Here is a 13,710-nt window from a genome sequence, read left to right as displayed (position 1 = left end):
GCAAAGACTCCGCCGGTCCGTCCGGCGGAGTCGCTTCCAGCCCATCGGGTCCCCATGCCCCCTTCCGCCTGTCCCGACGCCGCCGCGACGCCGCCCGGCACCCCTCCCTCCGCGCCTTCCTCCCAGCCTCCCGGCCAACCCCCTTCCGGGGCCTCCCCGCCCGCCATCCCACGCCTGCTGTCCCAGATGCTCGGCACCCTGCTCGGCATCCGCTGGCTGATCGCCGCGCTGCTGCTGGCGCTGACCTTCAAGGCGGCGGTCGCCCCCAGCTTCTCCTGGATCGCCAAGGAGGGCATCGGCGCCGTGCAGACGGCCGGGGCGACCGTCGCCACGGTGATCGCAACCGTCGGCGTGCCCTTCCTGCTGGTCGCGCTGGCCGGGGGGCTCGCCGAATTCGCCGAGCGGATCGGCTCCAAGGCGGTCGAGCAACGGCTGATCATCGTGCTTCAGCGCACCTATCTCGACCGTCGCCGGGGCGAGAGCCAGGCCCGCGACGTCACCCAGATTCTCTACGGCAGCGAGTTGGCGAAGAAGGGTTTCGAGGTCATCTACAAGGATGCCTGGCGGCTGACCGCCGAAATCGGCGCGATCATCCTCTGGCAATTGTCCATCGGCCCGGACTGGCTGCCGGCCCTGCTGCTGTCCATCCTGCCGGCATTGCTGATCGTCTGGCTGGTCGGCCCGGCCATCCAGCGCCTGAGCCGTCTGGTCCTGGCCACCCACCGTGTGCTCGCCGCCCGCACCAAGCGTCTGCACAGGGAGCGGTTCGAGCGGTCGCAGGAGCGGCTGTTCCGCTCGGTGATGCATCTGGAGGTGCTGCGCTGGCTGGCCGACCGGGGCATGGGGGCGGTGTTGTGGATCAGCTTCGGACTGTTCGTCGGCGTCTCGCTGGCTTTCGACCTCGGCCTGATTCCCAGCAGCGGCGACGTCGCCACCGCGTCGAGCTTCGCCGTCAACCTCGCCCTGCTCGCCAAGCCGCTGGGCGACATCGGCAAGGTCTACACCAAATGGCGCGAGGCGATGCCCGCCGTGATCCCGGTCTACGGCCGCGCCTGATCTCCCCTGTCAGCTTTCCCGGAAATCGCGATGACGACCATCCTGCTGCTGTGCTGCTCCAACCTGTTCATGACCGCCGCGTGGTACGGGCATCTCAAGCATCCCGGCGCGCCGCTGTGGAAGGTGGTCCTCATCAGTTGGACCATCGCCTTCGTCGAATACTGCTTCGCCGTGCCGGCCAACCGGCTCGGCTACGCCTCGGGCTTCAGCGCCGGACAGCTGAAGGTGATCCAGGAGGTGGTGACGCTGCTGACCTTCGCCGGCTTCGCCGCCCTTTATCTGGGAGAGGCGCTGAAATGGAATCACCTCGCCGCCTTCGTCTGCCTGATCGCCGCCGTCGGATTCATGTTCTCCGACCGCTTTTGACAAGGCCGTCGTCCAGCGGGTTGAGTTGCAGGGGAACACAAAGTCTCAGCAAGAATCGAACCTCGGCACTCCCGCTGTCTTCGCGCACTGTTTCGGTGGAGGATACCCACGCGATACGGCGAACCGCCCCGGGCTTCCCGGAGGCCCCGTCTTCTGAGAGACTGGGATCGACATGACGGAGCAAGCATCACCCAAATATGCCCCTGAAGTCCGCGAGCGCGCGGTTCGGATGGTGTTCGAGCACGAAGGCGAACACGCGTCGCAGTGAGCTGCGATCACTCCGATCGCCGCGAAGATCGGCTGCAATCCCGAGACGCTGCGGACCTGGGTCCGGCAAGCCGACCGTGACCATGGCAAGCGGGCGGGGCCGACGACGGACGAACGGGAGCGGGTCTGTTCCGCTGCTACTCACTTCCCCCGTTCAACGCCTGGAGGACGGCGTCCGCGGTGCGGCGGCTGTGGTCTGCCAGCAGGCTGCCGGCCGCCGCGGCGTCACGCCGCCGGAGCGCGGCCATGAAGCCCTCATGCTCGTCCAGCGACCCCCGCCAGCGCTCCGCATCGTAATTGGCCAGGGAGCGCGCCCGGAGGATCTTCGCGGTGAACCCGGCGTAGCTGGCTTCCAGGGACGGGTTGCGGGCCATCGCGACGATCCGGGCGTGGATCAGGCGGTTGGTGGCGAAGTAGGACGGCCGGTCGCCGGCCTCGAACCGGGCGTGAAGCTGGGCGTGGAGCCGGTCCAGTTCGGCGAATTCCTCCGCCGTGCCCCGTCGGCAGGCGAGTCCGCCCGCCAGTGCCTCCAGCGCCTCCATCACTTCGAAGACGGCGCCGATCTCCACGGGATCGATGGGCGTTACCACCGCACCGCGACGCGGGCGAAGCTCGACCAGCCCTTCCGCCGCCAGGACGCGCAGCGCCTCCCGCAGGGGCGTGCGCGAGACGCCGAGCTGTCCGCAGAGCTGGACCTCCGCCACCCGGCTGCCCGGCCGCAGTTCCCCGGCGAGGATCATCGCGCGCAGCTCCGCGACGGCGCCGTGATGCAGCGTTTCGCGGCGGATCGGCCCGGTGGCGGCCTTGACGGTGTTCACGGTGTCCATGGTCGATCCGGAGGGCTTGTTTTGCTGAATGATTGTGCATCGGTGTGTGAACGATGCCATGCGCTTAAAAACAAGGCAAGAGCGACGAGCGGAACTCTTCACCAAAAAACAAAACTAACATATTGAAATATATATATAAAATCAAAATCACCATTTTGTATACATTTTGGCATGCGGTTTGCGACTGGTGGGGATATCGCAATCGAATCAGGGAACCCTGCCCATGTCGCTTCGATCCTTCACGTTCGGTGCCCTCGCCACGGTGGCCCTCGCCCTGTCCGCGGCCGCCGCGCCTGTCCAAGCCGCCGACATGGAAGAGGTGAAGTTGGGCTTCGCAAAATGCGCCCACTGCCTGCCGATGGCGCTGACGCCCGATCTGGCGAAGGGCGTGAAGATCGAGGCGATCAACTTCAACTCCGGCAACGACGTGCTGACGGCGCTGGTGTCCAAGAGCATCGACGTGGCGCAGGTCACCTACCTCCACTACATCACCGCCCTCGACAAGGGATTCGACGTGGTGGCGATCTCCGGCCAGGTGAATGGCGGATCGGAGATCCTGACCGCCAAGGGCATCGAGCTGAAGCCGGACGACTGGGCCGGGCTGAAGGCGCTGATCGCCGACCGCAAGGCGAAGGGCGAGCCGCTGCGCGTCGCCGCCTCGCGCGGGAACGCGCAGGACATCCACATGCGCGGCGCCTTCCTGAAGAACGGGATCGACGCCAACAAGGACGTGCAGTTCATCAACATCCCGAATCCGTCCGACCATGCCGCCGCCCTCCAGCGCGGCGAGGTGGACGTGATCTGCACGGTCGAGCCCTTCGCCTCGCAGATCCGCGCCAGCGGGGCCGGCCGGCATTTCACGCTTCCCTACGACCAGGCCGCCGGCAACCTGACCAACCTGATCGTCACCCGGTCCGACGTGATCAAGGAGCATCCCAAGGCGGTCGAGGCCACCGTCGCGTCGGTCGTCGCGCTGGTCGACAGGCTGAAGGCCGACAAGGCCGCCTGGATCGAGACGATCAACAAATACACCGGCATGGACAAGGCGGTCGCCGCCGAGGCGCTGAAGAACGCAGCTCCCGACTATGCCATGCACAAGGACAGCACGCTCGCCATCGCCGCGATGATGCGCGACCTGAAATACATCAGCCACGACGTCTCCGCCGCCGCCGAGAAGAACCTCGACTACAAATTCCTGGAGGCCGTCACCGGCAAGCCGAAGAGCGATCTGGGATTCTGATCCACAAGCGCCTGCGGGCAGGTGTTTTCGACGGGAGGCCGGTTCATGACGGCGCTATGGAAATCCTGGGAACGGGCGGTCGTTCCCCTCTTCATCCTTGTGGCCTGGGAGATCGTGTCGCGATCCGGCCTGCTGCCGGCGGCGCTGCTGCCGCCGCCGACGGTGGTGCTGCATGCGTGGGGCGACTGGGTGTTCGGCTTCGACGAGACCGCGCAGGGCAACAGCGGGCGCTGGCTGGCCGATGCGCTGTCCAGCGCGGTGCGGGTCGCCGCCGGCTATGGCATCGCGGCGGTCAGCGGCATCCTGCTGGGCATCGCCATCGGCTGGTGGCGCTGGGTCGAGCGGACGGTGGAACCGACCATCCAGATGCTCCGCCCGGTCCCGCCGGTGTCGTGGATCCCGCTGGCGATCATCTGGTTCGGCATCGCCAACAAGCCGGCGATCTTCCTGGTCTTCCTCGGTGCCTTCTTCCCCGTCCTGATGAATACCATCCACGGGGTGAAGACGGCCGACCGCAACCTGATCCGCGCCGCCTCGATGATGGGCGCCACCGAGCAGCAGCTTCTGCGCCATGTGGTGTTCCCGGCGGCGCTGCCCAGCATCTTCGCGGGCCTGCGCATCGGCATCGGCGCCGCCTGGATGCTGACGGTCACCGCCGAGATGGTCGCGGTCAAGAGCGGGCTGGGGTACGTGCTGTGGGACAGCTACTACTTCCTGCGCTACGACCTCGTCCTCGCCTCGATGGCCAGCATCGGCCTGCTCGGCTATGCGACCGACGGCCTGATCAAGCTCCTGATGTCCGCGGCGCTGCACTGGCAGCACGGATCCACCCTGCAAAGCCGCGAGGGCTGACGCCATGGCCTCCATCGAGCTGAAGAACATCACCAAGATCTTCCGTGACGCCAAGCGCAAGCGCGACCTGCTGGCCATCGACGACGTCAGCCTGACGGTGGAACGCAACCAGTTCCTCTGCCTGCTGGGGTCGTCGGGCTGCGGCAAATCCACGCTGCTGAACATGATCGCCGGCTTCGAGAAGCCGACCGGCGGCAGCGTCACCGTCGGCGGCAAGCCGGTGGACGGGCCGGGCGCCGACCGCGGCATGGTCTTCCAGCAGGCCAACCTGATGCCCTGGCTGCCGGTGTGGGAGAACGTCGCCTTCCACCTGCGGCTGAAGGGCTGGCGCAAGGCCGACCGCCGGGCCGCCGCGCAGGAATACATCGACATGGTCGGGCTGCAGGGCTTCGAGAACCACTATCCGGCGGAGCTGTCGGGCGGCATGAGCCAGCGCGTCGGCATCGCCCGCGCCCTGCTGCTGAACCCGCAGGTCATCCTGATGGACGAGCCGTTCGCGGCGCTGGACGCCCAGACCAAGATGGACATGCAGGAGGAGCTGGTCGCCATCTGGCAGAAGCAGCGCTGCACCATCGTCTTCGTCACCCACAGCGTCGACGAGGCGCTGGTGCTGGGCACCCAGGTCGCCGTGCTGACCAGCCGGCCGGGCCGGGTGCGCGAGCTGATCGACCTCGACCTGCCGCGACCGCGCGACATCACCGGCCAGCAGTTCAACGACCACAAGCGCCACATCCTGAACCTGATCCGCGAGGAGGGCATGCAGCAGCGCAGGGAAGCGAAGGCGGACCCGGTTCCGGCCGGGCGGCAGGGCGCCGCGGCATGACCCCGATGCAGCCCGAGCCGCCGCCCGCCCCACCGCTCGACCTGCTGCTGACCGGCGTCACCGCGATCACCGGCGACCCGGCACTGGGCATCGTCGAGGACGCCGCCATCGGCATCCGCGACGGCCGGATCGCCCATCTGACCGCCGCCTCCGCCGGGCTGCCGGCGGCGGCGCGCACGCTGCATCGTCCCGGCCGGCTGGTGACGCCGGGCTTCGTCAACGCCCACCTGCATGCGGTGCTGGTGATGGTGCGCGGCGTCGCCGCCGACCTCGGCTTCGCCCCGTCCTACACCCCCGGCGTGCCCAAGGGCACCGACGCCACGCCGGAGGAGGCGCGGGCGCTCGCCCGGCTGGGCGTGGCCGAGGCGCTGCTGTCCGGCTCCACCCTGGTCTGCGACCATTTCGTCCATGCCGAGGCGACGCTGGAGGCCGTGGCCGAGCTGGGCTTGCGCGTCCATGCCGGCTGGCGGGTCCATGACGTCGATTTCGCCCGCGTGCCGCAGGGGGAATGGTGCTTCGATGCCGGGATCGGCGAGGATCTGCTGGGTCGGACGCTCGACCTGCACGACCGCTGGCACGGCGCCCTGAACGGCCGCATCGCGGTGCAGATGGCGGCCCACGCACCCGACACCTGCTCCCCCGGTTTCCTGCGGACGCTCGCCGCCGAGGCATCGGCCCGCGGCATGCGCGTCAACACCCATCTGGCGCAGAGCCGGGTCGAGGTGGAGCGTGTCCGCGCCTCGACCGGCCTGTCACCGGCGGCCCTGATGGAGGAGGCCGGGCTGCTGAACGACCGGCTTCTCGCCACCCATTGCCTGTATGTCGATGCCGACGACATCGCCCGGCTGGCCCGCGCCGGCGCCCATGCGGTGCATGTGCCCAAATGCAACGCAGCGTCGGGCAGGCTGGCGCCGACCCCGGCCCTGAAGGCGGCGGGGGTCAATCTGGCGCTGTGCACCGACACCCAGCATGGCGACATGGTGGAAACGATGCGCTGGGCGCTCGCCACCGCCCGTATCGGCCAGGGCGGCGTCACCGCCGACTGGCAGCCGGCCGACGTCTTCCGCATGGCGACGCTGGGCGGGGCCGAAGCCGTCGGCATGGCCGACCGCATCGGTACGCTCACCGTCGGCAAATGCGCCGATCTGGTGGTGTTCGACAGCCGCCGCCCGCATCTGCGCCCGCAGACCAACCCGCTCGGCACGCTGGTCCACACCGGCCAGGGCCGCGACGTGGAGATGGTGATGGTCGACGGCGAGACGCTGGTCGAGGACGGCCGCCTGCTGCGCGCCGACCTGGAGCGGATCTGCATCAAGGCCGACGAGGCCGCCCGCGCGCTGTGGGCGCGGGCCTGAACCCCAAAGACAGAAAACCCCAAAAACAGAAAACGCCCGAAGCGATAAGGACCGAACATGAACACGCCCGACCTGACCAAGCGCGTCCTGCTGGGGATGCTGACCCCGTCGTCCAACACGGTGCTGGAACCGGTGACCTCCGCCATGCTGGGCGGGCTGCCGGAGGTGACGGCCCATTTCGGCCGCTTCACCGTGAAGGAGATTTCGCTGCGCGCCGCGGCGCTGGACCAGTTCACCGACGCGCCCTTCCTCGACGCCGCCCGGCTGCTGGCCGACGCGCAGTTGAACGTCATCGGCTGGAACGGCACCTCGGCCGGCTGGCTCGGCTTCGACGCCGACGTGAAGCTGTGCCGGACCATCGAGGCGGAGACCGGCATCCCGGCCTGCACCTCCATGCTGGCGCTGAACGAGATCCTGGAAACGACGGGGCGCAGGCGCTTCGCCATCGTCAGCCCCTATCTGGACGAGATCCAGGAGCGGATGGTCGCCAACTACAACGCCGCCGGCTTCGAGGTGGTGGCGGAGCGGCATCTGAACGACCGCGGCAACTTCTCCTTCTCCGAGATCGGCGAGGAGAGGATCGAGCGGATGTGCGCCGAGGTGGCGGAGGCGAAGCCCGACGCCATCGCCATCATCTGCACCAACATGCGCGGCGCCCCGGTGGCCGAGCGGGTGGAGAAGGCGCTGGGCATTCCCGTCTACGACACCGTGTCCACCGTGGTGTGGAAGGCGCTGCGCATGACCGGCATCGATACGCGCCGCGTGCAGGGCTGGGGCAGCCTGTTCCAAGAGCTGCACGGCTGACGGCCGATGGCTGAAACGGGGGAGGGGAGCATGGAGTTCGATCTGGTCATCCGCAACGGCACGGTCGCCACTGCGTCGGACGTGTTCAAGGCCGACATCGGCGTGCGCGGCGGGACGGTCGCGGCGCTGGGCGTCGGCCTTGCCCCCGGAACCGAGGAGATCGACGCCGCCGGGCTGCTGGTCCTGCCGGGCGGGGTCGACGGGCACGTCCATTTCGACCAGCCGACCGGCGACGGGTCGGTGATGGCCGACGATTTCCTGACCGGCACCCGCTCCGCCGCCTTCGGCGGCACCACCACGGTTCTGCCTTTCGCGTGCCAGGAAAAGGGCCGGTCGCTGCGCGAGGCGGTGGACGACTACCACCGGCGGGCCGCCGGCAAGCCGGTGATCGACTACGCCTTCCACCTGATCGTCACCGATCCGACCGAGCAGGTGCTGGGTCAGGAGCTGCCGGCGCTGATCCGCGAGGGCTACACGTCCTTCAAGATCTACATGACTTACGACGCGCTGAAGCTGAACGACCGCCAGATCCTGGAGGTCCTGGACATCGCCCGCAGCGAGGGCGCCATGGTGATGATGCATGTGGAGAACGCCGACTGCATCGCCTGGCTGACCGACAGGCTGGAGCGCGCCGGGCAGACGGCCCCCTTCTTCCACGGCGTCTCCCGCCCGCGCGTGGCGGAGCGCGAGGCCACCCACCGGGCGATCTCGCTGGCGGAGCTGGTGGACGTGCCGATCCTGATCGTCCATGTCTCCGGCGCCGACGCGGTGGAGCAGATCCGCTGGGCGCAAGGACGCGGCCTGCGGATCTATGCCGAGACCTGTCCGCAATATCTGTTCCTGACCGCCGACGATCTGGGCGGGGAGGGGTTCGAGGGGGCGAAGTGCATCTGCTCGCCGCCGCCGCGCGACGCCGCCAACCAGGGGGTGATCTGGGACGGGCTGACTGGCGGCACCTTCCAGGTCTTCTCGTCGGACCATGCGCCGTTCCATTTCGACGGCCCCGGCGGCAAGAAAATCCATGGAGAGACGGCCCCCTTCCGCTGCGTGCCCAACGGCATTCCGGGGGTGGAGACGCGCCTGCCGCTGCTGTTCTCCGCCGGCGTGATGACCGGGCGGATGGAGCTGACCAAATTCGTCGAGCTGACCGCCACCAACCCGGCCCGCATGTACGGGCTGCATCCGCGCAAGGGCACCATCGCGGTGGGATCCGACGCCGACATCGCGCTGTGGGACCCGGCGCGGCGGGTGACCGTCACCAACGCCATGCTGCACCACAATGTCGACTACACCCCCTATGAGGGGATGGAGGTCACCGGCTGGCCGGTGGCGACGATCTCGCGCGGGACGGTGGTGTGCCGGGACGGCGCGCTTCTGGTCGGACCCGGCCGCGGTGCGTTCCTGCCCTGCGGCCTGCCGGCCCCCGCTCGCCCCAAGAGCGCCCCGGCGCCGGTTTTGGGGTTTTGATACACTCCCTCTCCCCCCCGGGGAGAGGGTCGGGGTGAGGGGGATGCACGGGATGGATCCTCGGTAAAGGTCCGCCGCGCATCCCCCTCACCCTAACCCTCTCCCCGGGGGGGAGAGGGGATTTCTGGGCGAGGCGCAGGCGGCGGCGACCACCTCGCCGGTGCGGCCGACATGGTGGATGAACAGGTGCTGGGCCGTCGCGCCGTCGCGGGCCTCCATCGCCGCCAGGATCTCGCGGTGCTCCAGCACCGATTCCTTCCAGCGACCCTGGGCGCCGAGCGCGAAGTAGCGCGCCCGCGCCAGCCGGCCGAGCAGCCGGTCATGTGCATCCACCAGCGCCGGATTCTTGGCGCCCGACACGATCAGCCGGTGGATCTTCTGGTTGATCGAGAAATACTCCTCCAGCGCGCCCGCTCCCTGCAAAGCCTCGATCCTGTCCTGGAAGCCGCGCAGCCGGCGCAAATCGGCGGCGGTCATCCGTTCGGCGGCCAGCTTCGCCGCGAAGCTCTCGATGCAGCCTTCGGCCTCGAACAGGTGGATCAACTCGCCGGCGTCGAGCGGAGCGACGATGGCGTTGCGGTTGGGGCGCAGCATCACCAGCCCGTCGGCCGCCAGCAGCTTCAGCGCCTCGCGCAGGGGGGTGCGGGAGATGCCGAGCTTCTCGCTCAATTCCGGTTCGATCAGGCGGGCCGAGGGCGGCAGCTCGCCATAGATGATCATGGAGCGCAGGCGGTCCACCGCCATCTCCGCCAGCGGCGGCGGCGGCACCGTTCGGCGGCGCCGGGGAGCGGCTTCGAAAGAGTCGGCGGGACCGTCGTTTTCCATGCTCATCCGGAATGTCCCTGCCCGCCGGCGGCGAGCACCGTTTCGGCGAAGGCGGCGAAGCGCAGCACCCGGCGGTCCAGCCCGCGGGGGGCGACGACCTGCAACCCAACCGGCAACCCGTCGCGGCCGGTGCCGCAGGGCAGGCTGAGGGCAGGACCCTTCGCGTGGTTGAACAGCGGGGTGAAGACGGCATGCGCCCGCGGCGGCACCGCCTGCCCGCCGATGGTCTCCGGCCCCAGCCGGTCGAGCGGCCAGGCGACGCAGGGCGTCGTCGGGCCGATCAGCAGGTCCGCATCGATGAAGAAGGCGGCGAGCATGCGCGCGATCTCCACCCCCAGAAGCTGCGCCGCCGCGACTTCCGCCCCCGTCAGGCTCAGGCCGCGGTCGATCTGCGCGGCGATGTCGGGGTCGAACAGGGCCGGGTCGCGGCGGAAGGCGTCGCCGTAGAGCGCGGCCAGCCCGGCATGTTGCAAGGGCATCAGTGCCGTCTCCGTCACCCCGGGCGGCCAGGAGGGATCGTGCCGGACGATGCGTGCGCCCGCCCGTTCCAGCGCCTCGACCGCGCGATCCACCGCCTGCCGTACCTCCTCGTCCACCGGCGCGTCGAGGCCGAAGCGCGGGCTGTAGGCGACGGTCAGGCTTTCGGACGGGCGGGAGTCCGCCGCGGCGACGGCAACGGAGTCGGGATCGCGCGGGTCGGGGCCGCACAGCGCCTCGAACATCAGCGCGGCGTCGGCGACGTCGGCGGCGATCGGGGCCATCACGGCGATGCCGGTGAAGGGTTCGGGAAAGCCGGGGCCGTAGGGGATGGCGCCGAAGGAGGGCTTGAACCCCACCGCCCCGACATGGGCGGGCGGGCGGCGGCTCGACCCGCCGGCATCGGTGCCGAGCGCCAGCGGCACCAGCCCGCCGGCTACCGCCGCCGCCGGTCCGCCGCTCGATCCGCCGGGGGTCAGGCTCGGGTCCCGCGGGTGGCGCGTCGGCCCGAACAGCGGGTTGGTGGTGACGCCCTTGCAGGCGAATTCGGAGCTGTTGGCCATGCCGACGATGATGGCGCCGCCCCTGCGCAGGCGCTCCACCGCGATGGCGTCGGCGGGGGCGTGGAAATCGGCGAACAGGCGCGACCCCTGGGTGACGCGGCGGCCGGCGACCCAGATGGTGTCCTTGACCGCGACCGGGACGCCGGCCAGCGGCGGCCTTTCCCCGGCGGCCAGCCGGCGGTCGACGGCCTCCGCCTCGGCCAGCGCCCGGTCTTCGTCGACGGTGACGAAGGCGTTCAGCGCCGGGTTGCCGGCGGCGATGCGGGCGAGCGTCGCCTCGGTCTCGGCGCGGGCGCCGCTGCGGCCGGCGCGCACGGCTTCGGCGATGGCGGCGGCGCGCAGGCACGGGGTCATCGCTTGTCTCCCAAAAGGCTGAGCCCGGCCAGCGCCGCCAGCAGCCCGACCACGACATAGCCGGTGGCGAGGTCGCTGAGCGCGGCGACGGCGACCAGCAGGATCGGGCCGGCGATCAGCCCGGCGAAGCCGCCGACCATCACCGCGCCGGTCGCCTCGCCGATGCGGCCGAGGGGTGCCAGCCGGGCGATCTCCGCCAGGAAGACGCCGTTCCAGCCGCTGGCGGTCAGCCCGAACAGGAAGGTCGTCACCGCCAGCAGCGGGAAGGGCAGGGCGGCACCGGCAAGCCCCAGCAGCACCGACGCCGCGGCCATGCCCAGCCCGAGCAGACCGACCAGCCGGCGCGGGGCCATCCAGCGCGAGGCGACGACTCCCCAGCCGAGCCGCCCAACCAAGCCGCCGGCCTGACCGGCGGCCAGCGCCAGCCCGGCGGGGACATGCCCCAGCCCGAGTTCCGTCACCGCGAAGACGACGAAGAAACCGTTCAGCGTCAGCTGGCTCGCCGAATAGGGAAAGGCGGCCAGCGCCATCCGGCGCAACGCCGGGTCGTCGCGCAGCAGCCGCATCGCCGGACCCAGTCCAAAGCCGGCCGCGGCGTCGCGGGTCAGCGGGTCGTAGGCCGGTCGCAGCCGCTCGAAGATCGGAACGCAGGCGAGCGCCAGCGCGGCGATGGCGACGTAGCCGGCGCGGGGATCGGTGACGGCGGCGAGCACCGGCAGCGCCAGCGACCCGGCGATGGCACCGATCTGGTTGCCGGTCTGACGGACGGAGAACACCATCGGCCGGTCGGCCTCGCGCACCAGCCGGCCGAGGATGGTGGCGCTGGCCGGCGTCTCCGGTCCGCAGGCGAGACCGATGGCGATCCCGGCCGCCAGCAGCGCCATCGCGCCGTTGCCGAGCGTTGCGCACAGCATGGCGGCGGCCACCGCCACCGCGCAGAAGCTGGCGACCCGGAAGGACCCCAGCCGTCCGGCCAGCACGCCGCCGACCAGCGAGGCCGCCATTCCGACCGCGAAGCCGGTGGTGGTGAACAGGCCCAGCCCGGCGGGATCGATCCCCATGCGCGGCGCCAGCACCCCCGGCGCGAACAGGGCCAACGCGACCAGCGCCTGGAGGCCGGTCATGCCGATCAGCGCCGGCAGCAGCGGCGGCAGGGCCGGGGGGACTGGCGCCGGGGCCGTCGTCTCGGCTAGCATTGCGCTGAACGGGCGTGAGGGGCGGCATGGCGGGCGGGATTTCGATACACGGCGTCGACGTGGCGCGCGGCGTCGCCGCAGAGGGCATGCGGGTGGAGCTTCATGCGCTGACGCCCGAACGCCGGCTGCTGGCGGCGGGAGACCTCGGGGCCAACGGCCAGCTCGACCATCCCACCGTCCGCGGCGAGGGCGTCGCGGAGGGGCCGCACGAGGTGCTGTTCCATGTCGGCGACTGGCTGCGCGCCGCCGGCTATGCGGAGGAGCAGGCCCGCTTCCTCGACATCGTGCCGTTCCGCTTCGTCGTGACCGACCTCGACCGCCATCTTCATCTGCCCTTCAAGTTCACCCCCTACGGGGTTTCCCTCTTTCTCGGTGTGTGACGGGGGTCAGGTCAACCTTTTGGAGAGACCGGCGACCCTTTCCATCACCAGCATCAGGGCGATGGTGAGGACGATCAGGATGCCGGACAACGCCGCGACGGTGACGTCGAGCCGGCCTTCCAGATCCTGCCACATGCGGATCGGCAGCATGTCGGTGGCGGCGTCGCGCAGGAACAGCGAGACCGGGACGTTGTCGAAGGACGCCATGAAGGCGATGAAGCCGCCGGCCATCACGCCCGGCCGGATCAGCGGCAGGGTGATGCGGCGGAAGCCATACCAGCGCCCGGCGCCGAGGCTGGACGACGCCTCCAGCAGCGACGGGTTCATCTGGGCCAGCGACGCCACCGTGTTGCGCACCACGAAGGGAACGGAGACCACGGTATGGCCGATGACGAGCGTCAGCGGCGACACCGGCACCCCGACCATCGAGAAGAACATCAGCGACGACAGGCCGAAGGCGAGCGCCGGCAGCACCAGAGGCGAGAGGAACAGGCTGTCCAGCACCTTGGCGGTCAAGGTCGGCGAGCGGGCGATGCCCAGCGAGGCGGCGACGCCGAGCAGGATCGACAGGCCGGTCGCCCAGGCCGCCACCTTCAGGCTGTTCATCATGGCGAACTGGAGCTGCCAGGCGTTCCACAGCTCGGCGTACCAGCGCAGCGAATAGCCGGGCGGCGGGAATTTCAGGGAATAGCCGCTGGTGAAGGACACCCAGATCACCACCACCGTCGGGGCGACCAGCAGGACCAGCGCGGCCAGCGCGATGGCGGTCATGACGATGCGGAAGCTGAGCGCGTCGAGGTCGATGCGGCGGCCGGGATTGGTGCCCGGATTGGTGTTGGACATCGCTGCCTCCCCGGA

General features: G+C 69.9%; 14 protein-coding genes and 1 pseudogene. 10 read left to right on the top strand and 5 right to left on the bottom strand.

Annotated elements, in window-relative coordinates; genetic code table 11:
• The first annotated feature begins 186 nt into the window (after positions 1–186).
• The 3 genes and pseudogenes from JHL17_RS22675 to JHL17_RS22665 form a co-directional block, all read left to right on the top strand.
• Positions 187–1,056 carry a hypothetical protein gene (locus JHL17_RS22675; protein WP_200196626.1) on the top strand — a complete coding sequence of 290 codons (870 nt, stop codon included), beginning with the start codon at positions 187–189 and terminating at the stop codon, positions 1,054–1,056.
• A 30-nt stretch (positions 1,057–1,086) separates the two neighbouring features.
• The gene (locus JHL17_RS22670; RefSeq protein WP_200196625.1) at positions 1,087–1,422 is read left to right on the top strand and encodes a DMT family protein; all 336 of its coding nucleotides are present in this window, start codon (positions 1,087–1,089) and stop codon (positions 1,420–1,422) included.
• Positions 1,423–1,594: 172 nt separating this feature from the next.
• A pseudogene (locus JHL17_RS22665) lies at positions 1,595–1,816 on the top strand (transposase); the annotation flags it as partial.
• A 10-nt stretch (positions 1,817–1,826) separates the two neighbouring features.
• On the opposite strand, the gene JHL17_RS22660 reads toward JHL17_RS22665, so the two are convergent.
• Positions 1,827–2,516 carry a GntR family transcriptional regulator gene (locus tag JHL17_RS22660; RefSeq protein WP_200196623.1) on the bottom strand — a complete coding sequence of 230 codons (690 nt, stop codon included), beginning with the start codon at positions 2,514–2,516 and terminating at the stop codon, positions 1,827–1,829.
• A 223-nt stretch (positions 2,517–2,739) separates the two neighbouring features.
• Here JHL17_RS22660 and JHL17_RS22655 point away from each other — a divergent pair, with 223 nt between their 5' ends.
• From JHL17_RS22655 to hydA, 6 genes are read left to right on the top strand one after another with little or no spacing between them, the layout of a single operon-like run.
• On the top strand, positions 2,740–3,756 hold the full coding sequence (locus tag JHL17_RS22655) for an ABC transporter substrate-binding protein (RefSeq protein WP_200196621.1): 1,017 nt from the start codon (positions 2,740–2,742) through the stop codon (positions 3,754–3,756).
• Positions 3,757–3,801: 45 nt separating this feature from the next.
• Entirely contained in the window at positions 3,802–4,608 is an 807-nt protein-coding gene (locus JHL17_RS22650) for an ABC transporter permease (protein ID WP_200196620.1), read from the top strand.
• 4 nt (positions 4,609–4,612) lie between these two features.
• Positions 4,613–5,431, top strand: a complete 819-nt coding sequence (locus JHL17_RS22645; RefSeq protein WP_200196619.1) for an ABC transporter ATP-binding protein — start codon at positions 4,613–4,615, stop codon at positions 5,429–5,431.
• On the top strand, positions 5,428–6,786 hold the full coding sequence (locus JHL17_RS22640) for an amidohydrolase family protein (RefSeq protein ID WP_247893737.1): 1,359 nt from the start codon (positions 5,428–5,430) through the stop codon (positions 6,784–6,786). The genes JHL17_RS22645 and JHL17_RS22640 overlap by 4 nt, the downstream gene beginning before the upstream one ends.
• A gap of 57 nt (positions 6,787–6,843) precedes the next feature.
• Complete coding sequence (locus tag JHL17_RS22635) at positions 6,844–7,590, top strand: maleate cis-trans isomerase family protein (protein ID WP_247893736.1); 747 nt, start codon at positions 6,844–6,846, stop codon at positions 7,588–7,590.
• Between the two features lie 30 nt (positions 7,591–7,620).
• Entirely contained in the window at positions 7,621–9,057 is a 1,437-nt protein-coding gene (hydA, locus tag JHL17_RS22630; protein ID WP_200196617.1) for a dihydropyrimidinase, read from the top strand.
• Between the two features lie 87 nt (positions 9,058–9,144).
• Here hydA and JHL17_RS22625 read toward each other — a convergent pair whose 3' ends face one another.
• The 3 genes from JHL17_RS22625 to JHL17_RS22615 are packed head-to-tail and all read right to left on the bottom strand — an operon-like array spanning position 9,145 to position 12,472.
• Positions 9,145–9,888, bottom strand: coding sequence for a GntR family transcriptional regulator (locus JHL17_RS22625; RefSeq protein ID WP_247893735.1), 744 nt, complete (start codon positions 9,886–9,888; stop codon positions 9,145–9,147).
• Positions 9,885–11,276 (bottom strand): amidase, encoded by a 1,392-nt coding sequence (locus JHL17_RS22620; protein WP_200196615.1) that lies wholly within the window; start codon positions 11,274–11,276, stop codon positions 9,885–9,887. The genes JHL17_RS22625 and JHL17_RS22620 overlap by 4 nt, the downstream gene beginning before the upstream one ends.
• Positions 11,273–12,472, bottom strand: a complete 1,200-nt coding sequence (locus JHL17_RS22615) for an MFS transporter (protein WP_200196613.1) — start codon at positions 12,470–12,472, stop codon at positions 11,273–11,275. The genes JHL17_RS22620 and JHL17_RS22615 overlap by 4 nt, the downstream gene beginning before the upstream one ends.
• Before the next feature lie 26 nt (positions 12,473–12,498).
• On the opposite strand from JHL17_RS22615, the gene JHL17_RS22610 reads away from it, so the two are divergent.
• Positions 12,499–12,852: a hydroxyisourate hydrolase gene (locus JHL17_RS22610; protein WP_200196611.1), complete on the top strand. Its 354-nt coding sequence runs from the start codon at positions 12,499–12,501 to the stop codon at positions 12,850–12,852.
• A gap of 6 nt (positions 12,853–12,858) precedes the next feature.
• Here JHL17_RS22610 and JHL17_RS22605 read toward each other — a convergent pair whose 3' ends face one another.
• Positions 12,859–13,695 (bottom strand): ABC transporter permease, encoded by an 837-nt coding sequence (locus tag JHL17_RS22605; protein ID WP_200196609.1) that lies wholly within the window; start codon positions 13,693–13,695, stop codon positions 12,859–12,861.
• Between the last annotated feature and the right edge of the window lie 15 nt (positions 13,696–13,710).

The organism is Azospirillum endophyticum (assembly GCF_016595245.1).
GTDB lineage: Bacteria > Pseudomonadota > Alphaproteobacteria > Azospirillales > Azospirillaceae > Azospirillum > Azospirillum endophyticum.
The sequence above is the reverse complement of the archived record's forward strand: the minus strand, read 5'-3'. Positions and strand labels throughout refer to the sequence as shown.